The organism is Arthrobacter sp. 05T444 (assembly GCF_056395905.1).
Map to the genome: position 1 here is coordinate 113043 of NZ_JBFTKK010000010.1, position 23596 is coordinate 136638.

Genomic DNA, 23596 nt, shown 5'->3' on the forward strand with positions numbered 1-23596 from the left:
AGATCGGCAATGACTCTTGTGTCGTAAGACCGCCCGGTTGCGAGCGCATTCTTGGGCTTACCGAAGCGGTGGCTGACCGTTCGACCTTATAGCGGGCCAAGCCATGGCGTTTTGGGAGACCTTTGACGTACGTTCACATTGGCAAATGGCGCAATGCGTTCCGGGTCGAAGAGCTGTCGTCGGACGGCCACGGGAACCGATTCCGCATAGGCGCTCAGCAAGGACGATTCCGCCGCTGCCGGATCCGACGCTGGAGCATAATGCACATACAAATCGTCGAGCCCGCTCAGAGTCTTGAGCCACCAGCCACCGGCATGCGGGGACCGTTGGCCGATGCGGGTCACATAGTACCGTCGTACGCGTTTCTGCACCGAGGTCCCGGCCAGCCCTTTGTACAGAACTGGGGAGTCCTGAATCCAAAAGGCCTGGATTCGTTGGGTTAAAGCTTCATTCGTCGCGGGAGTGCCATCGATCATGACCTCAGGACAAAGCTGTCGGAGATTCTTGAAGGAAGCAGGTTCGGGGCTGTAGCCCGGAAGCAGTCCGACAGAGTCCTCCAAATCAGCAGTCGACGAAACGACGTATACGCCGGGCTGATCCAGCTGAATCTGCTCGCCCCACTGGACGACGCCTGCCCACTCCAAGTCGCATTTTCCGAGGAGTGCAGCCACGGATATAGTCATGGCCATACTCTAGCCAGAGCTGGTGATTGCGGCAGGAATTCACGCTATTCGTCATTTGTCACCATCACGGAATACCCTGGCGCAGTGGAAAGAATGCATGGGGATCCGGCAGCGCCGTCGCTCTCGGAGGGACTTTATGAGGCACTGCGCACTGACGAGCTGAGTCAGAAGCTAGCAACGATGGCTGATCTGAACGCGGTATTCACGCAGGTATCGGCTGATGATGCTCCAGAAATTCTTAGCCGCCACATCGCGGAAATTGTTAGAGCGGCCCTGGCTGAAGCCAAGAAAGAAGACCGTGTCGCCCTGGCCAACCGGCTTCTTCGCGAGCTGCAGCATAGCGACCTGATCACGCCGGGCCCCACCCAACTCCACTCTCTCCACCGCCCTGACACCCTCAAGCGCCGCCAACTCCGCCGTCCCACGACGAAGCTGAGTGACTCCGCCCTGCTAACAAACAGCAAGGACGATCCTAACCTTGCGGCCGAACTTCGCACGGAGATTGAATCGGCAGACACCGTCGATCTCCTCTGCGCCTTCATCCGTTGGACCGGCCTGAGGCTCCTGGAGCCGGCTCTCGAGCAGCTCAGGGACCGCGGCGTCAGGCTCCGTGTCATCACCACCACGTACATGGGGGCCACGGAACGACGGGCGATCGACCACCTGGTCCAGCGGTACGGCGCAGAGATGAAGATCAGCTACGAATCCCATTCAACGCGCCTCCACGCGAAGGCCTGGCTGTTCCGGCGTAACTCCGGCTTCCACACGGCCTACGTCGGCAGCTCCAACCTCAGCAGCGCGGCGCTCCTCGACGGCCTTGAGTGGAACGTCCGCCTCAGCTCAGTAGCAACGCCTGATCTGCTGAAGAAGTTTGAGGTGACCTTCGACAGCTACTGGGAACAGCGCGCATTCCACAGTTATGACCCCGACCGGGACGCCGACAGGCTAGACACCGCACTTGCCCGCAACGGCGGCAAACTCACAGCTGCGCCGGATGCGGCAACAGGCTTGGAAGTCGAGCCCTTCCTCCACCAGGTAGAGATGCTCGAGGACCTCGAAGCGGAGCGGGACAAGGGATACCACCGCAACCTGCTCGTGGCCGCTACGGGTACCGGAAAGACCGTCATCGCGGCCCTGGACTACAAACGGCTCTGCGAAGCGGCCGGCCGAGAGCTGAACCTGCTGTTGGTCGCACACCGCCAGGAGATCCTCAAGCAGTCCTTGCGCACCTACCGCGATGTGCTGCAGAAAGGTTCCTTCGGCGAGCTGTTCGTCGGGGAGCACAAGCCGAAGGACTGGAAAAACGTCTTCGCAAGCGTCCAATCCCTGACCGCGCTGGGAACCGACAAGATCGAACCCAACGCCTTCGACGTCGTCGTCATCGACGAATTCCACCACGCCGAAGCGCCTACCTACCGGACCCTGATAGATCATCTCCAGCCACAGGAACTTCTCGGCCTGACGGCAACACCGGAACGCGGCGACGGGGTGGACGTAGCCAAGCAGTTTTTCGAGGGTCGGCGGGCCAGCGAACTCCGGTTGTGGGACGCGCTCGACGCCGATCTGCTGGTCCCGTTTCACTACTTCGGCGTCTCGGACGACGTCGACCTCAGCCGCCTGGAGTGGAAGCGTGGCAGCTATGACATCGGCCAGCTCGATGCCCTCTACACCGGCAACGATGCCCGCGCCGGCAAGGTGATCCGAGAGCTCCGGGACAAGGTCACCAGCACGACTGATATGAGGGCTATCGGCTTCTGCGTCTCCGTGCAGCATGCCGTCTACATGGCCGAGGTCTTCAACCGGGCAGGGATATCCTCCGTTGCCGTTTCGGGGCAGACCGACGACGGCGAACGCGCCCTCGCGCTGCAACGGCTACGGTCCCGTGAGATCAACTGCATCTTCGCCGTCGATCTGTTCAATGAGGGTCTAGATTTGCCCGAGGTGGACACAATACTGCTGCTCCGGCCCACGCAGAGCGCCACGATTTTCCTCCAACAACTTGGCCGTGGGCTTCGACGGGCGGAGGACAAGTCCGTGCTCACCGTCCTGGACTTCATCGGCCAGCAGCGCCGTGAGTTCCGTTTTGACTTGAGATATCGCGCCCTCACCGGCTATGGCCGCAAGGAGCTGGAGAGAGCCGTTGAGGACGAGTTCCCCTTCCTTCCGTCTGGCTCGCAGATCGTGCTGGACTGCATGGCGCAGGACGTGGTGCTCGAGAACATCAAGGCGCAGCTGAAGGTTAACCGAGCTCAGCTGGTGCAGGACATAGCTTCATGCGGTGAGACGGAGCTGGAAACGTACCTGGATAAGTCCGGCAGTGAGCTGAAGTCCATCTATCGTTCCACGAAGGACTCTTGGACCGGCTACCTCCGCAAGGCCGGGCTGATCGAAGGTCTCTCGCCGCTCGAGGCAGTACTCAGCGGAAAAATCTATGATCTCTCGGACGACGCCGAGAAAAAGCTGCTTGCGCGCATGGTGCGGCTGATTCATGTAGACGACCCGGAGCGCGCGGATACCTACTCCATGCTTGTAAGCCCAGATGCACCCAGTTACGAACAACTTGGCCCGCGAGAGCAAACCTTCGCCCGCATGCTCTTTTACACGCTGTGGGATGACGGCGGCGGTTTTCAGACATACGACGTCGGCCTGGACCATCTGCGCGGATACCAGTTTGTTTGCAGCGAAATCCGCCAGCTTGTGAAGCTGGGAGTGGCGGCATCGAAGCATGCTGCCAAGAGCCTGGGCGCAGGCTTGCAGTATATCCCGCTGCTCACCCACGCCACCTACCGACGGGAAGAAGTTCTGGCTGCCTTGAAGTATGGTTCACTCGAGCTCGGCAAGAACGTGCAGCACCGGGAGGGCGTGGCCTGGTGCCCGGCCACGGCCACAGATGCATTTTTTGTGACCCTGAACAAGGACGACAAGAACCACTCGGCCACGACGATGTACAAGGACTACGCCATTAGCCCCGAGCTGTTCCACTGGGAGTCGCAGAATTCGACCTCGCCCTTTAGCCCTACGGGTAAGCGGTACTTGGACAGGCTGAAACACGAATCGCACATCCTGCTCTTTACCCGGGATACCGCCGAGGACGAGACAGGATTGACTGTTCCCTACACATGCTTGGGGCAAGTGGACCATGTGCAGCACTCGGGAGAGAAGCCGATCTCGATCACGTGGAGGCTGCACCGCCCGATGCCCGGGGATGTGTTCGCTACTGCGGCTGCGGTGGCACAATAACTGACAGTTCAGTGACGAAGATGTTCAGCAAAGATATTAGGTCGAATAGAGCAGAGGATACATGAGTCTGAGTGATTGGGCCGATATCGGTGCAATTGTCACAGCCGTGGCCGTAGTTTTTGCAGTATTTCAAATAGTAACTGCCAGAACTCAGCGTCACAGGGAATTTGAGAACATGTATGTTCATAGGTATTGGCAGATCCTTGACCGCATGACTGACAGAATGTATTTGAACAATGAAGTCGCGTTGCCTACCTCAGAAGAACGGCGCCTTGCAATAGCATACCTCCGGTTATCCGAGGATGAACTTGATTTAAGGAAGCAGGGGTTCATTACGGATAGGACTTGGGCAATTTGGTCGGAAGGAATACGGGCTCAGCTTCGGGCCCCTATTTATGCAGACGCATTGCTCGAGCATGGGAATCTCCTCCCATCGCTGACTGAATTCGAGCGAAGCGGAGGGGGTGATCCGCTCACTTGGCGTGCGGCCTATAGATGGTGGTCCGGCCTTTACTAGGGAAAGAGGGATATGTAGCAAGCATCTGGGCCGGCTTGCGGGACAACGAACGCCGTTTGTGTCATCGGCCAGACCCCGCAGCTGCCACCTGGTGAAGTGGGAGCCGCGTTCCACAGTAGCGAAGGCGCCGTAAGGCTCAACGCAGGGGAGCGGCGGCGGCCATGGCGGCTTCCAACAGCACTACCCGACTGCGGGGCAAACACGGCCGTAAACGACGGCGTACAAGGGCTCTGCCATCAGCCGGCGCTCGTTCCGCTGAAATCATAGAACGCTACGTTCCCGGGGAGCCAGACGGGACGGCGGTCTCTGCGAGGGGCACGTAGAAGACGACGCCTGATTGATCTCTACCCGTGCCTTGGGCAGGTGGGCTGGAGCACGTACGGGCGGATCTGACCGCAACATGAAGCCGAACGGGACAACGGCGCACGTGTTCACGGCGGCTACGGGGTGGCACAATGACTGAACGTGTAGGCTGCGCGGGTATCCGTTATTGGTGTCGTGCTGGGGATCAACCGGTAAGGAAGCAGGATTCAAGAGTGAGCACTATTACGCCGCACTATCGAACCATCACGCAGTTGCTGCAGAGTCGTTCATTCTCAATCGATGACTATCAGCGCGAATACAAGTGGGAACGCCAAAATATCGAAGAGCTCGTTTCCGACCTGTTTGGTAAGTTTGATACGCAGTATGCGCCCGGTGACACCCCGGTAGCGGCCAGCGGCTACGCCAGCTACTTTCTCGGGTCTATAATCGTGACTCAACGCGGCGGAAAAAGCTATCTGGTGGATGGGCAGCAGCGCGTGACTTCGTTGACGCTCTTGCTGATCCATCTCTACCGTGCGGCTAAAGAGAAGAATTTGCAGGTTGCTTCTACAATAGAGCCTCTTATCTTCTCTGATACGTATGGAGAAAAGAAGTTTAACCTCGATATTCCCGAGCGGGTCTCCGTCATCAGGGCCCTCTTCAACGGGGAAGAGTACAACGCGGACGGCAGGGAAGAGTCCATCCGAACAATTCTCGCCCGATACCAGGACATCGAGGGCACCGGTATCGTCGATGATCTCGGTGAGGGGCTTCAAAGCTTCATATATTGGCTGATGGGCAATGTCGGCCTCATCGAAATTGCCACGGAAAATGATGCCCACGCATATTCGATCTTTGAGACGATGAATGATCGGGGAAGGCCGTTGAGCCCGGCCGACATGCTGAAAGCTTATTTGTTGGCACCGATCGAACAAGAGCAGCAACGCCAAGACGCGAACCGGACCTGGAAGAAAACGGTTCTGGACCTGATCTCGTGGGAAGCCGACCCCGATCCGGAAAGGGATGCAACGTGCCTCAAGGCATGGCTCCGGTCGCAATACGCCGAGAGCATCCGTGAGCGCAAAGCCGGCTCGTCGGACAGGGACTGGGAGCTGATCGGCACCACCTTCCACCGATGGATCCGTGACAATGAGTCCCGAATCGGCGCCGGGCACGCCCAGAGGAACTTCTCCCTCATGACGGAGGAGTTCCCGTTCTTCGCGAGAGCGCACAAGCTCATTCTTCAGGCCAGTCGTAGTTATACGAAGGGCTTGGAGCCGCTGTTCTACAATGCACACAACGATTTCACTTGGCAGACGACAGTACTTATGGCGGCGCTGAACGTCGACGATGACGATGAGACCGTGCGTCGGAAGCTGGCGATCACGGCCTCCTACCTCGACATCTGGCTGATGCGGCGCACCTCCAACTACATACGCGTTGGCTACTCATCCACGAGTTACACCATGTACCTTCTCTGCAAAGAAATCCGTGGAAAGTCAGTCGCGGAGCTAGTCGATATTCTGAGCGTGAGACTCAAGGAAGACGACGTTGATTTCGAAGGCAGCGAAAGCCGCGGACGGCGGGGCGTTGCGGGACTTGGTTTGAATCAGTTCAGCCGCAGGTACATCTATCACATGCTCGCTCGTGTCACTGCCTATGTAGAGGTCAGTTCTGGAAAGCCGGATCTCTTTGACAAGTATGTAGATCGAAAGGCCAAGAACCCGAACGACATTGAGCACATTTGGGCTAATGACTACAGCCGATACCAGCACGAGTGCCCCACACGTCAAGACTTCGAAAACTGGCGCAACAACGTCGCCGGGTTGCTTCTCCTGCCCGCAGACGTGAATCGGAGCTATCAGGACAAGCCGTTCGGCGATAAAGCGCCTCACTATGCCAAACAAAACCTCTATGCGGCCAGCCTGACCGCCAGTGCCTACCAACACCAGCCACAGTTCGAAAATTTCCGGGTGCGGGAATCGCTGCCCTTCAAACCGTACGAAAAGTTCGGGAAGCAGGAGCAGTTGGAACGAACGGAACTGTTGCTCGACCTAGTGAACAAGGTGTGGGCGCCGGAGCGGCTCACAGCGTACCTTCCATAACGGAGGCGGCTTACGAGATGCCTGCCCCAACAAGACTTTGGGTGGCATAGCCGTGCCCAGGGAATTTCGCAGGGCACCGCGAGGCTGCATCTACGCGCGCAACGCCGGCAACAACTTGCGAAGTTCACTACAATACGGACAGCGGTAGGCTGCGCCCCATCAGGTAACGGGCCGCGGATGACATTAGGCCTTGCACATAGGGGGAACACGCGTGGATGCGTTCGGTATTCGTGACCGGCTGATTGACGGCTACAGGTCGTTCACAGAGGGCTTTGTCGACATCAAGGATGAGCGCATCCGGAGCGAGGTTGAGAAGCTTGGCGATCAAGGCCGCCAGTGGCCGGACCCGTGGCTATCCCTGAACCCTTCCTTCAAGTCTGGCGGAAGCGTCGACGAGTTGGTGTCTCGAGGAATCCTGCACAGCAAATGCAGCGAGATATTCCGCCCGAAGAAGGATCTATCCGACCGTGGTGCGACGTCTATTACCCTCCACAAGCACCAAGTGGACGCAGTGGAAACTGCAGCGAAACGACAGTCATACGTCCTGACCACAGGCACCGGGTCCGGCAAGTCCCTCGCCTACATTGTCCCGATCGTGGACCGTGTCCTCCGTGAAGGAAGCGGCAAGGGGATTAAGGCCATCATCGTTTACCCGATGAATGCTCTCGCCAACAGCCAGATGGAAGAGCTGTCCAAGTTTCTGGAAAACGGCTTTGACGGCCAGTCGCCGGTGACATTTGCGAGGTACACCGGACAAGAGAAGGGCGAGGTTCGCGAGGCGATCCTGAAGAACCCGCCAGACATCCTCCTGACAAACTACGTAATGCTGGAGTATGTCCTTACCCGTCCTGAGGAACGCCAGTCGCTTATCCGGGCAGCCTCCGGTTTGCAGTTTCTCGTCCTCGATGAGCTGCACACCTACCGGGGCCGTCAGGGCGCCGATGTCGCCCTTTTGGTTCGACGTCTCCGCGATGCCTGCCACGCCCAGTCCACCCTCCAATGTGTTGGCACATCAGCAACGATGTCCAGCGGCGGAACGGTGGCGGAGCAGCAGAAGGACGTCGCCGAGGTCGCCTCTCGCATATTCGGCGCCTCAATCAGTTCGGAGCAGGTGATCACAGAGACCTTGGTCCGCGCCACAACGTGGAGGAATCAGTCACCCGAAGATCTCCGAGCTGGGGTGCAGGAGCGCGGAGACGCAGAGTTCAGCAGCGCGACCCTCAGCGGCGGGTACGCATCCATGCAGTCGGACCCGCTCGCCTCCTGGATTGAGGACACGTTCGGGCTCACCACGGAGCAGGCATCAGGCCGGCTCATCCGCAGCGCTCCCAAAACTGTTACGGGTGCAGCCGAAACTTTGGCAGAGCTCACGGGCGAAGAACCGCGAGGGTGTGCAACGGCCATCCGCGCTACGCTGCTGGCCGGCTCCAAGGCGAAATCAGCAACCGGGCGGCCACTCTTTGCCTTCCGCCTGCATCAGTTCATTTCCAAGGGTGGGTCGATTTACACCACCGCAGAATCCGAAGAATCCCGTCTGATCGAGACTGACTTCCAAGTCAGCACCGGGACGGAGGAGAAGCGCCTCTACCCGCTGGCTTTCTGTCGAGAGTGTGGGCAGGAATATCTGATGGCACGGTTGGTGGAGGCGCCTAGTGGATCGCGGTTCATTGCCCGCCACGACCTGAAGTTCCAGGACGACGGCGGCGTGGACGATGGCAAGGACGGTTACCTTTTCATTTCCACCGATCAGGAATGGCCCGAAAATGCAGTCGAAGCGGGCCGGCTGCCGGCGTCTTGGCTGACAAACGCTCCTTCTGGCCATCCAGTTGTGGAATCGAAACGGAAGCGGCTTCCTCTCCGCTACAGGATTGAACCAGGAGGCGACGCCGCCCGCGATAACGATCAGACGGCCTCCAGCGGACAGCTCGCGGCCTGGATCCCCGGCAGCCTCGGATTCTGCCTCAATTGCCAGGTGACGTACGAATCCGCGCGCAGCGGCGAATTTTCCAAGGTGGTGACCCTGGACCAAGAGGGTCGCAGCAGCGCCATGACAGTTATCGCCACCAAGCTCGTGCAGCTGCTTAAATCCGACGCCGGCCAGGATCTCAGCAAAGAGGCCAAGAAGCTCCTCACCTTCGTCGACAACCGACAGGATGCATCCCTGCAGGCTGGCCACCTCAACGATTTTGTTCAGGTGGCCCAGCTGCGGTCTGCGCTTTACCGGGCCGTCGCTGCTGCCGGGGACGACGGCATCGAAGCCGGCGACCTCGGCTCCGCCATCGTCAACACGCTGAGTCTAAATTGGTCAGACTACGCACAAATTGAAGACCCGCTTGACCCCAAACCGACCATCCGCGCACTGAATGACGTCGTCACCTACCGTGCACTCCGGGACTTACAGCGGGGCTGGCGCATCACCCTTCCTAACCTCGAACAGACCGGCCTCCTCCTGGTCGACTACCCTCATGCGAAACTCCTTGCCGAAAAAGAGAATCGTTGGGAGACGGCCCACTACATCCTGCGTGACGCGGAACCGGGCAAGCGGGAAGAAATCATCTGCGTCCTGCTCGACGAGTTCAGACGAGTCCTAGCCATCGACGCCGACGAGCTAACCGTTGACTCCCTCAACAAGGTCAAAGGCCGCAGCCGCGAATACCTCACCGGCATCTGGGCTCTTCCCGAACGCGAGCCGGACCCCAACGTCGGCCTGGTATCCACAGAGACCAAGAAGGGCGCCAGCTTCCGGAACCTCCTTCCTGTAACCGCCCACGGGACCTTCGGCCGCTGGCTGGCCCGTACTGCCGCGCCAGCGAACGCCCTGACTCAGAAGCTCTCCATGGCCGAGGTCAACGAGGTTATCGCGTCACTCTTCGAGACGCTCCTGACGGCCGGACTCATCACTGAAGTGCATGAAGGCAAGCTCTCCGGCTACCGCATCAAACTCTCCGCCATGGTCCTGCGGAAGGGCGAGGGCGAGTTCGGCGCACCGGATCTGCTGAGGCGCAGCTACCACCCGGACCAGAAACCACGCGTGATCAAGTTCTTCAAGGACCTCTACCTGGAAACAGGCGTGGAGCTCGCTGGACTGCGCGCCGCCGAGCACACCGCCCAAGTGAGGCCCGAGGACCGGGAGGCCCGCGAGCAGGCGTTCCGGAAGGCGGAGCTGCCTTTGCTGTTCTGCTCGCCAACGATGGAACTCGGCGTCGACATCGCTGATCTCAACGCCGTGGCCATGCGGAACGTGCCGCCGACTCCCGCCAATTACGCACAGCGCAGTGGCCGGGCAGGCCGATCGGGGCAGCCGGCCTTGGTTCTCACGTATTGCGCCACGGGCAGCGCACATGACAGCTACTACTTTGAGCGTTCCAACCTGATGGTTTCCGGGCAAGTTCAGCCGCCACGGTTGGACTTTGCCAACGAGGATCTCATTCGCTCTCACGTCCATGCCGTGTGGCTGGCTGAGGCCTTGGCAGCGACCAGCAACGGTCTTGGTAAATCCCTCAGCGGCCTGCTCAAGCTTGAGGACAAGAGCTACCCGATCCAACCGCAGATCCTGTCCTTCTTGCAGGATGAAAGCGCCGCCGAGCGTGCCAAGGCATCTGCGGCCTCCCTTCTCAGTGCCATCCGAGACGAACTCAAGGACACGACGTGGTGGACCGAAGCCTGGGCGGACACTGTGGTCGACAACGCGCTCGGTTCGCTCGACGAAGCCTGCGACCGATGGCGCCAGCTCTACCGCAGCGCGCTCGGAGAACAGGACCTGGCCCACAAGGCGAGCCAGGACCACTCCCTCACCTCGAAGCAACGCGAAGATGCCGTCAACCGCCACCGGGAAGCCAGCCAACGACTGGAAATCCTGCTGAATGACAGCGATTCCCGCGGACAGTCTGACTTCTACACCCTTCGCTACCTCGCCTCCGAGGGCTTCCTGCCCGGCTACTCCTTCCCCCGCCTTCCCCTGGCAGCCTTCATCCCAGGCATCCGCAAGGGCCGCGACAACAACAGCACCTGGCTCCAGCGCTCGCGGTTCCTCGCAATTAGCGAATTCGGTCCGGACGCTTTGATCTATCACGAAGGCGCCCGCTACCAGGTCAAGCGTGTGAGCCTCCCACGTGACTCAGAGGGAGCAGGCGGCGGGGACGTCGTCCTCACCGAGGCCCGGGTCTGCGAGGCCTGCGGCTACCTGCACGCCCGCCAAGCAGGAGTTGATGTCTGCGAACTGTGCAACACTCCGCTCGGGGGCAGCTGGTCCAACCTCATGCAGCTCCAGTCGGTTATCACCAGGAGGCGGGAGCGGATCAGCGCCGACGAGGAAGAACGCAACCGGCAGGGATTCGAGCTGGTAACCACCTACCGCTTTGCCAACCACGGCAAGAAGCCCGGACGCTCAGACGCAGAGATGCACGACGGCGACGAGCTGCTCGGCGATGTGCGGTACGGAGACGGCGCAACGGTTCGGGTGACGAACCTCGGGCGCCGCAACCGCGCGAACCCCGATAAGCACGGTTTCTGGCTGGACCTGATCACGGGCGAATGGTTGTCCGAGAAACGGGCCACCGAAGACACTTCGGAGTCTCCTGACTCAGAAGACATGACCGTGGAGCAGTCCAAGAAGAAGCAAATGGTGACGCCCTTCGTCGAAGACCGCCGCAACATCGCGGTACTCCGGTGGGCTGAAGAGCTCACAGATGAAGCGGCCACGTCCATGCAGTACGCGATCGAACGCGGCATTGAAGCAGTATTCCAGCTGGAAGATTCCGAGCTGGCCAGCGAACGGCTGAACGACGCGGACGATCGCGGCAGGCTGCTTTTCGTGGAGGCAGCCGAAGGAGGCGCAGGCGTCCTCAGACGGCTCCAGAGCGAGCCGGGGGCCATGGCAAAGGTCGCGGCCAAGGCGCTGGAGATACTCCATGTCGATCCCATATCGGGGGAAGAGAGGGAGAACGCCTGCGTTCGGGGCTGCTACCGCTGTCTGCTGTCCTACGGCAACCAGCGCTCCCATGAATCCATCGACCGCCGGCTGGTCATCGATCTTCTGCAAAGACTGGCAAGATCCCAGACGACGGCGGCGATCACCAGGGCCCAAACGCCCGCCTCCGCCGCTCCCCAAGGCGTAGCGGTCAGCCAGCGTGCACAAAGTATCTTGGACTATCTGGCCACTCAAGGGCTCAATCTCCCCGACGGGATTGGCCAGGAGATCGAGGGACAGGTGGTCGATTTTGCCTACAGCACCAGTTTGTCGCAACCCACTGTTGTCATCGTGGAGGACGAGTCACGGCCGCCTGTGAATGAAATGATGCTGACGTACGGAAACTGGAATGTTCTGACTGTTCGTGCCGATGCTGCGATAGACGTGTTCGTCAAGGATCACGCAACTGTATTTGGAGTGGTTAAGTGAGTATTTCAACGGCCGAATCGAGCTATGCGGTAGGTTCATTGGTGTCCGCGCGCGGCCGTGAGTGGGTGGTCCTTCCGGAAAGTGATTCAGACTTTCTGGTTCTGCGCCCGATCGGCGGCACCGACGATGACATCGCCGGAGTGATCCCGTCCCTCGAAGACGTGAAGCCAGCGTCGTTCGGCCTGCCATCGGCAACGGACCTGGGCGACGACCGAAGCGCCCGGCTTCTCCGCGATGCCTTGCGCATCGGGTTCCGCTCCAGCGGCGGCCCCTTCCGCTCCCTGGCGGGACTGAACGTGTCACCGCGCCCCTATCAGCTGGTGCCCCTGCTGTTGGCGCTCCGCCAGGACGTGGTGCGGCTGTTAATCGCCGACGACGTCGGAATCGGTAAGACCGTGGAAGCCGGCTTGGTGGCCGCGGAACTTTTGGCCCAAGGCGAAGCAAGCGGACTGACGGTTCTGTGCCCGCCGAGCTTGGCTGAACAGTGGCGGCAGGAGCTGTCGCAAAAGTTCGGAATTGAAGCCGAGCTTGTTCTCCCCGGCACGGCCAAGAAACTGCAGCGCGCAGCAGGCTACGACCAGTCCATCTTCGAGCACTTCAAACACACCATCGTCTCCACAGACTTCATCAAGTCAGAGTCCAAGCGTCACGACTTCCTGCGCACGGCGCCGGATCTGATCATTGTCGATGAGGCCCATGGCGTGACCGCCGATGACTCCGGTAAGGGCGGTTCGGGTCGGACCCAACGCTACGAGCTGGTCCGTGGCTTGGCGGACAACCCGGACAGGCACCTGGTCCTGGTTACAGCCACTCCCCACAGCGGGAACGACGCTGCCTTCAGGAATCTCATTGGACTGTTGGACAGCAGCTTGAAGACAACCGACCTCTCCGGCGAAGCGGGTCGGAGGAAGCTAGCGGACCATATGGTCCAGCGCCGGCGGGTGGACATCCGCACCTACCTGCAGTCTGACACCAAGTTCCCCAAGGACCGTGAAACGGTGGAGGTTCCCTACAAGCTGTCACCTGAGCACCGGGCCTTCTTCGATGCCGTCCTGAACTACGTACGGGGCCGCGTTCAGGACAAAACCGGAACGAAACTCGAACAGCGCATCCGCTGGTGGTCAGCATTGTCCCTACTTCGCTCCATGGCTTCCTCGCCTGCCGCGGCCGCGGCCACCCTGAACACGCGTGCGGTTGCAGACGAGTCCGAGTCCGATGCAGCCGCCGAAAAGCGTGGCATGACCGTCGTCATGGACCAGGTAGAAGACGACGGCGGCGAGGCCATCGACGTCGTACCCGGGTCCCGGCCCGAAGGGCTGGAGGAGAGCTCCGGCGAGAAGCGCCAACTCAACGGGTTCCTTCGGACTGCCCGGGAACTGTCAACGAATCCTGCGAGCGATGCCAAGCTCCAGTTGCTCCTCGGCAGGATTCGGAAGCTTATTAATGAGGGCTATCAGCCCATCGTCTTCTGCCGCTTCATACCCACCGCCCACTACGTTGCCGAGTTCCTCCGGGAGTCACTCAAGAAGAAGTACGACGTCGAAGTGGTCACCGGCGAGCTCCCCGCCGAGGAACGAGCGGCGCGGATCGCAAACCAGGCCGAGCGCGCTGGAGAGCTGCCGAAGATTCTCGTGGCCACAGACTGCCTGTCCGAAGGCGTGAACCTTCAGGACGGGTTCCAGGCCGTGATTCACTACGACTTGGCGTGGAACCCCACCCGCCACGAGCAGCGTGAAGGCCGGGTGGACCGATTCGGGCAGATTGCCGACAAGGTCCGTGCGCTGACCATCTACGGTGATGACAACGGCATCGACGGGATCGTGCTGGACGTTCTCTTGCGCAAGCACGAAAGTATCCGCCGCGACCTGGGGATCAGTGTTCCAGTTCCGCCTAAGAGTGACCAAGTATTGTCTGCCCTTCTGGAGGGCATCCTGATGCGCGGTCAGAACGGCGACCAGCTGGAGCTCTTCAGCATGACCCCTGAGGCGGAACAGCTGGAGGCGGACTGGCGCAGCAGCGCCCAGGAAGAGAACGTCAGCCGCTCCCGCTTCGCCCAGAATGCAATCCACCCTGAACAGGTGCAGGCGGTCGTCGACGCTGCCCGCCGCAGCCTGGGAGACCCCGGCGACGTCGCCGCCTTTATCCGGGCTGCCTTGGAAGAAACAGGCGCGCACGTCGAGGACACGGCGGACGGTCTCAGGGCTGAGCTGCTTGCCGCGGTTCCGGGTATCCGTAACGCACTGGGGGCCAGGTCTGAGGCGAAATTCGTCAGGGATTTCCCGGCGCCCCGGAACTCCTCAGTTCTGGTGCGAACCGATCCCGCTGTAGCCAATGTCGCGCAGTATGTGTTGAACTCCGCACTCGACGAGCAACTCGAAGGCAAAGAACGGCCCGCCCGCAGGTGCGGTTTCATCAAGACGCACGACGTCGACAAGCTCACCGTGGCGCTGCTGGTGCGTTTCCGCACCAAGCTGATCCTGCCGGCCCGGCTGGGCGACCGCACAGACATGGCCGAGGAAGCCCGCGTCCTGGCCTTCACCGGTCCACCCAACAACCCCTCGTGGCTCGATGAAGCTGAGGTGGACGAGCTCCTCCTGTCCAGGGCTTCAGCGAATGCCGGCGACGTCAGCAACATGATGTCCAACATCCTGGGCGCCCTTCCGCTGCTGACCGACACACTCAACGCGAAGGCGCAGGCGGTAGCCGAAGAAATCCGGGACGCCCACCGCGAAGTCCGCATCGTCGCCAGAGGCGACCGCGCTGGACAACTCGGCATCAGAGGCCTGAGTGTCGAAGCCAATCTTCCCGTGGACATTCTGGGCGTGTATGTTTACAGCCCCGCTGGAGGCAACAAATGAGTACGGCGTTTCAAGCGATTTCCGTCGTCGGCGGCGTGGTTCCGCCGTCGCTGCTGGGCCGGATCCAATCCGGAGAAGTCAACGACCCCAAGAGCCTAGACCCCGTCACCTACCACCTCATGGGCACCGAGACTGTTCGGGACGCGTCATCCCGCTCCTGGGGCTATCTCCGGACTGCCTGGCAGTCATGGCGTGAGCTCGATGCGAAGAGGCGCCCGGACGGCCAAGGCGCTGGTACCGGCGACGCGCGCCAGAAGTGGCTCCTGATCCTTTTACGCGAGTTCGGTTACGGCCAGGTGCCTGCCACGGGCGGTGGGCTCCAGGCTGCGGACACCACGTATCCGATTTCGCACCGCTGGGAGTCCGTACCCATCCACCTGTTAGGGCCCGGCGTCGAACTGGACAAGCGCTCACCGGGGGTGGAAGGCGCGGCGAAGCGTGCCCCCCAAGCCATGGTTCAGGAATTTCTCAACCGTGAGAGCGACTATCTGTGGGCCATCCTCAGCAACGGCCTCAAACTCCGCCTGCTGCGGGACTCCACTGCCCTCGCAGGGTCCGCCTACATTGAATTCGATCTTGAAACCATCTTCGACTCGGATCTCTACCCTGAGTTCCAGATTGTCTGGCAGCTCTGCCACCAGTCCCGCCTCGACAAACGGGGCGGGGCTGAGGGCTCGCCGGCCGACTGCTGGCTCGAGTCCTGGCGAGCTGAGTCTGTCGACGCGGGTGCACGTGCACTCGACAAATTGGGCGTCGGCGTCGAAAAGGCCTTGGACTATCTGGGGACAGGCTTCCTCCGGCACCCCGAGAACGGATGGCTTTTGGATGCCCTGCACACCGGCGAGCTCAGCCCCCGCGACTTTCACAAGGCCCTCCTTCGCACGGCATACCGCCTCCTGTTCTGCTTCGTCGTCGAGGACCGCAACGCGCTGTTGGCTCCCGATGCTCCGATGGTTTCTAGGGAACGCTACGCCAAGTATTTCTCGACGCAGAGACTGCGCAGACTTTCCCGCCATCGAGACGGAGGTCCGCACCCAGACCTCTGGCGGACCCAGAAACTCGTGCTCTCGGCCCTCGGCGGCAACGGACTGGAGGCCGTAGGTCTGCCCGCACTGGGCGGACTCTTCGACCCAGACTCCCGCGCTACGAAGCTCGAACACCAGCCGCATGAGGATCTTTTGCTCGGCGCTGAACTCGCTAACCAGGACTTCCTCAAAGCCATCCGGCGTCTGAGCTGGGTGCTGGGCAAGGGTGACAGGCTCCAGCCGGTGGACTACCGGCACCTCGGCGCGGAGGAGCTGGGTTCGGTCTATGAGTCCCTGCTCGAACTTATTCCCCGGATAGACACAGAAACACGCACCTTTGAACTCGTCCGGCTGGCTGGCAATGAGCGCAAGGTCACCGGCTCCTACTACACGCCGCCAAGCCTGGTGTCCGCACTCCTGGACACGGCTTTGGACCCGTTGTTGGACGACGCCGTCAACGGTGGCAGAGATGCGGTCGACCAGGGAGAACGTCTTCTGGCTCTGACCGTATGCGATCCCGCCTCGGGCTCCGGAGGTTTTCTGGTCGCAGCGGCTCGCCGCATCGCACGCCGTCTTGCCGAAGTTCGTGCTGGAGAGAACGAACCGACGCCCGCCGAGATTCAGCACGCTCTGCACGATGTGGTGGAACGCTGTATTTACGGCGTGGACATGAACGACCTCGCCGCCGAGCTCGCCAAGGTGTCCCTCTGGCTGGAGGCCATGGAACCGGGCAAACCACTGGGCTTCCTGGACGCCCGGATCAAGATCGGAAACAGCCTGCTCGGGACCACTCCGGCGCTGCTGGCCGGAGGAGTTCCAGACGAAGCCTTTGGCGTGCTGGAAGGCGACGACAAGAAATACGCCGCCGAAGTGAAGAAGCGGAACAGAGCCGAGAACTCCAAAAAGGCCGACAAGCTCTTCGGTTCCCTAGGACAGGAGACTTTTAGCTTTGGACGCACGAGGACGGGCGTCGCTGAACTGATCGGCCAACGCCAGGAATTGGTGAAGCCAGTGTCCACCGCCGCCGAAGCCCGGTCGCGGGCCAGAGCGTACGCAACCTTCGACCAATCTGCCGAGATGGAACAGAAACGACTCCACGCAGACGCCTGGTGTGCGGCTTTTGTCTGGCCGCTCAATGCGGGAACAGCCGAGCCTCCGACGTCCTCCGTTGTCCGGCAGTTGGCCGACGCAGGGGAGTCAGCCGGATACGCCGACACGGTCGCCACAGTCAGGCAACTGGCGCAGGAGTACCGTTTCTTCCACTGGCATCTGGAATTCCCCGAGGTGTTCGGCGATCCAGCATCCGGGGATACGGGTGCCGAAGGCTGGCCCGGGGGTTTCTCCTGCATGCTCGGAAACCCGCCTTGGGAACGCGTCAAGCTACAGGAGCAGGAATTCTTCGCGGCCCGTCACGAGGCGATCGCGAAAGCTCCCAATGCCGCCGCACGGACAAGACTCATCAAAAAGCTCGTAGATGAGGACCCGATCCTGCACGGCGAATTCCTGAAGGCCAAGCGCAACGCTGAAGGCCAGAGCGTCAGCATGCGGACAACCGGGAGGTTTCCGCTCAATGGCCGCGGTGACGTCAACACCTACGCCGTTTTCGCAGAGCTGTTCCGCAGCCTCACCGGACCGCATGGCCGCTCCGGCGTCATTGTCCCAACAGGTATCGCCACGGACGCGACTACGCAATACTTCTTCAAGGACCTGGTTGAGACGAGCACGATTGCGGCGCTGTACGACTTCGAGAACCGGGCGCCGCTGTTTCAGGATGTGGATTCCCGCTTCAAGTTCTGCCTGCTAACCATGGCTGGCCGCCTGACAAAGGAAGAGGCGGCCTCCTTTGCGTTCTTCCTCCACAACCCTGCCGACATTTCAGTATCAGCGTTCGCTCTAACCCCCGATGAAATCAAGCTCATCAACCCCAATACCGGCACGCTACCAATTTTCCGAACGCGTCGGGATGCAGAGATCACGCTCGGCATATACCGTCGCGTGCCAGTACTGATCAACGAGAACGACCCGGTGAACGGAAATCCCTGGGGGGTTTCCTTCATGACAATGTTCCACATGTCCAACGATTCACATTTGTTTCACACCCGCCAACAGCTCGAGGACGACGGCTGGGATCTTGAGGGCAACATCTTTCAGCGCACGGAAGATGGGAAGCATGAAAAAATGCTGCCATTGTACGAAGGAAAGTTGATCCATCATTATGACTTTAGGTGGGCCACGTATGCAGATGGAACTTTGCGTGACGTTTCGGCCGTGGAAAAGGCAGATCCAGATTTCCTCGTGTTGCCGCGCTACTGGGTAGCCGAGCACCATGTAGCAGCCGTATTGAAAGACGACTGGCTGATCGGATTTAGGGATATTTCCAACTCAACGAATGAGAGGACGACGATCTGCGCTGGTTTCCCAAAGTCCGCAGTGAGCAATAAGTTGCCGCTCTTGAATAGCGATTACGAAGATAGATGGCTACTGCCCACCGTTTTGTCATCCTTCGCACAGGACTTTGTTAGCCGAAGCAAAGTGGGTGGCACTACGTTGAACTTTTTCCTTGTCAAACAGTTCCCGGTCATCCCCCCTGCTGTCTTGCGAAAGCCGGCGTTATGGTCTCCAGGGGAAGTTGTCGGAGAGTGGCTAAGACCACGAGTTGCGGAGCTTGAGTATGTGGCCTATGGCGTTGTTCCCGAATCGACCGAAGCGGCGTCGAGTGGACCCTATGTTTGGGACGATGATCGAAGACAATGCTTGAGGGCGGAGATTGACGCTGCTCTTTTCCATCTTTATGGACTTACCCGCGACGAGACTGAGTACGTCATGACGACGTTTGAAGGGGTGCGTAAGTCGGACGAAGCCCGATTTGGCGAATATCGCACGCAGCGATTGGTCCTAGACGTCTTCGACGCGATCCAGCATGCTATCGATGTTGGCTCATCCTATGAATCATTCGTGAAACCATCGCCGGGCCAGGGCCCTCGCCATCTCGCTAAGGAGACCCTGGTATGACGGACCTGCGTTGGACCCAGTTTATGGAGTTCGCCGCCCTCTTTACTAAGACGGTCGATCTGGATGCGGAGGAGTACAACTACAAGCTCGCTTTGGCTGAACGCCTGAGGAAAACCAGGGAAATCTACCTAAACCGGGATCCCGAATGGTTCGAGATGCTTCGACGCGACATCTCGTCGTCGAACCTGATGAACCAGTACTTCATGATGCGGCTGGTGGATTTGGGCAGGTCGAAGCCTGGGGATCTGCGCCAAGTTATGGACCTTCTCTGGGAGGGGGAACCAGACGTCCGGAGAATCAACGAGTTTACAGCGCTACTTCGTCCGCACAATCCGGAACAGTTTTCCGTCGGCGGCGTCGTGGGCTTCGCCTCGATTCTTCTGCTCGCCCGAGATCCGTACACGTACCCTCCTTATCGTGCCCGCGCGGTCAAAAAATTCCTCAAGCTGGTCGGCTGGGAAGACCGCGGCGCGAATGGCGATCCAGCACGCAGGTACGAGCTGCTTTTGGAGTCGCTCGATGAACTCATCCGGCTGGCACCTGACTATGGCATCAAACTCCGCGACCGCTTGGACGCCCAAGGCCTGATGTGGACAGTGCTCAACGTTGATCCGACCGATGAATGGAGCTCCACCGAGAGCGCAGCATTTCGAGCCTGGAGGGGAGATAAAGCGATGGCAGAAGACGTAACGGACCCTGGAAACAGCGGTGCCAGCAAGGCACCCGAGGTCGAATCGACAGCGCGGCTGCTCCTCAGCGCAGGCCTACGAGGAGAACCGTCGCCGATGGACGGCAACACTTCCACCTGGACGTCGAAAACAGCAGCAGACCTGGCCAGCCGCATCGCCAACCCAGATGTCGGTACCGGTTCATTGATGTCAAAACTGGAACGCCAGCTGGCCACGGCCTCCCGAGAGACAGTACTTCTGGCCGCGGAGCTCCTGTACCTGCAGGTTCTGCCCCTGAGCAACGTGATGGCCGCAACGAAGGTCGCCCGCATTGAGAAGGTGCTGTCCTGGGTGCCCGGGGCCGCCGTCGAACTTACTGCGGAACTCCGCAAGGGCCTTGAGGCACCCGGGGCATTCAACGGGGGCGTGGGCTTCAACATTCAGGTCGCTGACCACCTCGGCTGGCTAACGCGGTTCGTGGAGCACGTTACGGAGCAGCCGATGAGCCTCATCAACGCAGCTCTTGAGGACCCATGGACATTTATTAGCGTGACCCAGGCTGTGCCCAGAGACTGGCCCACGATCCGCTACAGCATCGATTACCTAGCGTGGCCGAGCCATCTTCAACCGGTGGTCAAAAAGGACCACAGGATAAAGATCCGCAATGCTTTTGCCGACATCATCGGTGGCCCTACAGGTGATTCCGAGACTGACATCGCCAAGGACCTTCACCGCATCAGGCAGGCTCAGCAGGGTGAATCCAGTGACTTCATTGAGTGGTACCGCGAACCGTACCTGAGCGAGTGGCAGCCCTCCGGTGAGGACGCTGGCCAGCGTGCGTGGCTCGTTCGGCAGAACCAGGGAGGGATTGCGATGCTGGATTCCTGGCTGTTAGGTGAATTCGTCTCCACCCGGGCGCAGCATCTCGGTTCACCGAAGCCGGGGAGCAGTTATGACCAGGTGCAGGCCGCCGTCAACGCTGGCTATCAGCACATCGACTATTCGGAGCGGAAGGCGCGGGCTCAGGAGTACTACCGGTTCCTGAGCCAGATGAAGGTGGACGATTTCGTCCTCACCGCTTTTGAAAGCAGTCTCTACCTCGGCGTCGTCACGGGCGAGGCTGAGTACGTGGATGACGAGACCTCCCGCCTGCGCCGGAGTGTTGCCTGGCGGAAACAGCCGCTGGAAAACGGAGACCTTCCGGCCCCGATGCCGCGACTGCTCGAGGAGCAGGGGTCGGTGGTAGACCTGACAGACGGGCTCTCCGTCATTAGCGCTTGGTACGCGGAAGAGGAGCTCGGGGAGGTCCCGCCGGAGGAGGAGCCGATCGCACAGCCGCAGATCGCCGTCGTGCCTCAACTTCGGGACGCGACCCCGGAACTGGCCGCCAAACTCCATGTGGAGCGGGACGATGTCCAGGAAGTCATTCGGCTGCTTCAGACCCGGCAGCAGATTGTCTTCTACGGACCGCCGGGAACAGGCAAAACGTACTTAGCCGGCAAGATCGCCCGGTTCCTCGCGGGTGAGGAACACGGGGACCACGTCAAAACGGTCCAGTTCCACCCGTCGTATGCGTATGAGGACTTCTTCGAGGGCTACAGGCCTGCGAAGACAGAAGGCGATAACGTCGGGTTCAGCCTGGAGCCGGGGCCGCTGCGGCGGATCGCCGCGGAAGCTTCGCTGGATGGGAACCGGGACAAGCCGTACTTCCTCATCATCGATGAAATGAACCGCGGGAATTTGGCCAAGATCTTTGGCGAGCTGTACTTCCTGCTGGAGTACCGCGACCAGGGCATCAACCTGCAGTACAACCCTCAGCAGACGTTTGTATTGCCGCCGAACCTGTTCATCATCGGCACCATGAACACGTCGGACCGTTCCATTGCGATGGTCGATGCGGCCATCCGGCGGCGTTTCGCGTTCGTGGAGCTGCACCCGCAGGACGGGATGATTTCCGGAATGCTGGAGCGGTTCCTCGAGGCAAACGGGAAGCCTTCATTGCGGGCCGAGTTACTCAATGCCTTGAACAGCGAGATTGAGGCGACAAATCGTGACCTGATGATAGGGCCGTCGTACTTCATGAAGCCACACGCCGAGTCAGACCAAGGGCTGGAGGAGATCTGGAAGTACGAGCTCCTGCCGCTGCTCGAGGAGCAGTACTTCGGGCGGCTGAACCGGGACAAGGTGCGCGAGAAGTTCGGGCTGGCTGCCATGCGGAGGAAGGCCGGCGTGGACGTAGGTCCTGTAGATCTTTCTCTTGGGCCCCGTAACCCCGGCGCCGGCGTCGCTACAGTTGGCCCGCGGTCGGAATCGGACGAAACTGAGACGTGATGCCGTCCGAGATTGTCCTGGACGAGCTGCAGACGGTCGCGGAGCCTGTCGAGTTGGAGCGGGAGGTCGCTGCGACGTTGCGGGACACCGGTCTGGTGTCGGTGCTTCCGGCGCACGGGGGCCTCTGGACGGTGCTGCCCGCGGGGAGGGTCGGTGCGGTTCAGTTTGGCGACTTGCTGGTGCGGGTGAAGCCGAAGGAGAAGGTGGGGCTGAGTCGGCTCCTGTTCCTGCTGGGCTACGCCATCAATCCTGGTTTCCGACCGGATGATGTTGCCGGCGAAGAGGATGATGACCTGTTTGCTGCCTTGGGGGAATCCCTGACCCGGCACTGCGAGCGGGCACTGGATCGTGGGGCTTTGAACGGGTACGTGCATGTAGAGGAAGCGCTGCGGACGGTGCGCGGACGGATCCGGGTAGGAGACCAGATGACCCGGCGGCCGGGAATGCTCCTGCCACTGGAGGTTGCCTACGACGACTTCACGGTGGACATTCCCGAGAACCGGATTTTGAGGGCTGCCGTCCGGCTGATGATGCAGGTGCCGCGCCTTTCTGAAGGGGTCCGGGAGCGGCTCGCGCACATTGATTCGAAACTGGATGGGGTTTCTGCCCTGCGGTTCGGGGCTCCTTTGCCGGCCTGGACCGAAACCAGGCTTAATGAACGGTATGTCCCGGCGCTGCGCCTGGCTGAGATCATCCTGCGGAACATGTCCGCGGAGGCTGGACTGGGGCAGCACGTGGTTGCATCGTTTGTGGTCAACATGGCGACGGTGTTCGAGGACTTCGTGACGACTGCCCTGCGTGAGGCTCTGGACATGTATCCGGGGGAAACGCAGGGGCAGTACGAGGCGTACCTGGATGAAGCTGAAGTGGGCTACGGCAAGGGAGACCGGGTGAAAATGTTTGTCGACATTGTTCATTCTGTTGGCGGCTTTCCCGCTATGGTCTTCGACGCAAAGTACAAAGCTGCTTCGGTGTCAGGGGCTTACCCGAACGCGGACCACTATCAAATGTTGGCATACTGTACAGCGCTAAGCATTTCACGTGCTTGGCTGATTTATGCAGGCCCTGGCGAGGCGCGACTCCGAAGAATCAGCAACACGGGCATTTCTGTGGTGGAGTTTCCAATAGACATTTCGCAGACGCCTGAGGCACTGCTCGCTGCGATGCAAAGGCTGGCACGCAAAGCATACGAGCAGAGACGCCCGCCGCACGAGCTTGCCATGCCATTGGAGTCTGTCTCCTAGTGTGGTCAGGATTTGACTGGGAGGCCTACATTCCGATAATTTCCGCAAAGAGGATCGCCAATATCTAGCGTGGGTGAGCCTGCCAGTCCGGAATGGCGGGTGATGCCCTACTAGCGTCTCGCGAAGCGCTGGGCCACTCAATTGAGTCGGCTTTGGAAGATGTGATTGTCGTTCTAGAAAAATGAGTAGATATTGGCGATTCTCAATCGGGG

At 60.3% G+C, this 23596-nt stretch carries 8 protein-coding genes; 7 read left to right on the top strand and 1 reads right to left on the bottom strand.

Annotation, left to right across the window (positions count from 1 at the left end):
• Positions 1–86: 86 nt before the first annotated feature.
• Positions 87–683, bottom strand: a complete 597-nt coding sequence (locus AC1DD3_RS11840; protein ID WP_476881737.1) for a hypothetical protein — start codon at positions 681–683, stop codon at positions 87–89.
• 180 nt (positions 684–863) lie between these two features.
• Between AC1DD3_RS11840 and AC1DD3_RS11845 the strand changes: the two genes are divergently transcribed.
• From AC1DD3_RS11845 to AC1DD3_RS11875, 7 genes are all read left to right on the top strand, one after another.
• Positions 864–3923 carry a DEAD/DEAH box helicase gene (locus AC1DD3_RS11845; protein WP_476881738.1) on the top strand — a complete coding sequence of 1020 codons (3060 nt, stop codon included), beginning with the start codon at positions 864–866 and terminating at the stop codon, positions 3921–3923.
• A 1053-nt stretch (positions 3924–4976) separates the two neighbouring features.
• Positions 4977–6848 carry a GmrSD restriction endonuclease domain-containing protein gene (locus AC1DD3_RS11850; RefSeq protein WP_476881739.1) on the top strand — a complete coding sequence of 624 codons (1872 nt, stop codon included), beginning with the start codon at positions 4977–4979 and terminating at the stop codon, positions 6846–6848.
• A gap of 211 nt (positions 6849–7059) precedes the next feature.
• A complete protein-coding gene (locus AC1DD3_RS11855) occupies positions 7060–12246 on the top strand; it encodes a DEAD/DEAH box helicase (RefSeq protein WP_476881740.1) in 5187 nt (1728 codons plus the stop codon).
• Complete coding sequence (locus AC1DD3_RS11860) at positions 12243–15104, top strand: helicase-related protein (RefSeq protein ID WP_476881741.1); 2862 nt, start codon at positions 12243–12245, stop codon at positions 15102–15104. The genes AC1DD3_RS11855 and AC1DD3_RS11860 overlap by 4 nt, the downstream gene beginning before the upstream one ends.
• Positions 15101–19141 (top strand): Eco57I restriction-modification methylase domain-containing protein, encoded by a 4041-nt coding sequence (locus AC1DD3_RS11865; RefSeq protein ID WP_476881742.1) that lies wholly within the window; start codon positions 15101–15103, stop codon positions 19139–19141. The genes AC1DD3_RS11860 and AC1DD3_RS11865 overlap by 4 nt, the downstream gene beginning before the upstream one ends.
• Positions 19138–22140, top strand: coding sequence for an McrB family protein (locus AC1DD3_RS11870; protein WP_476881743.1), 3003 nt, complete (start codon positions 19138–19140; stop codon positions 22138–22140). Before AC1DD3_RS11865 ends, AC1DD3_RS11870 begins: the two co-directional genes overlap by 4 nt.
• Positions 22140–23384, top strand: a complete 1245-nt coding sequence (locus tag AC1DD3_RS11875; RefSeq protein ID WP_476881744.1) for an McrC family protein — start codon at positions 22140–22142, stop codon at positions 23382–23384. The genes AC1DD3_RS11870 and AC1DD3_RS11875 overlap by 1 nt, the downstream gene beginning before the upstream one ends.
• Positions 23385–23596: the final 212 nt, after the last annotated feature.

Coding starts and splice junctions, on each gene's coding strand:
- AC1DD3_RS11840 (WP_476881737.1), bottom strand. CDS start 683: ATGACTATATCCGTGGCTGCACTCCTCGGAAAATGCGACTTGGAGTGG.
- AC1DD3_RS11845 (WP_476881738.1), top strand. CDS start 864: ATGGCTGATCTGAACGCGGTATTCACGCAGGTATCGGCTGATGATGCT.
- AC1DD3_RS11865 (WP_476881742.1), top strand. CDS start 15,101: ATGAGTACGGCGTTTCAAGCGATTTCCGTCGTCGGCGGCGTGGTTCCG.
- AC1DD3_RS11870 (WP_476881743.1), top strand. CDS start 19,138: ATGACGGACCTGCGTTGGACCCAGTTTATGGAGTTCGCCGCCCTCTTT.
- AC1DD3_RS11875 (WP_476881744.1), top strand. CDS start 22,140: ATGCCGTCCGAGATTGTCCTGGACGAGCTGCAGACGGTCGCGGAGCCT.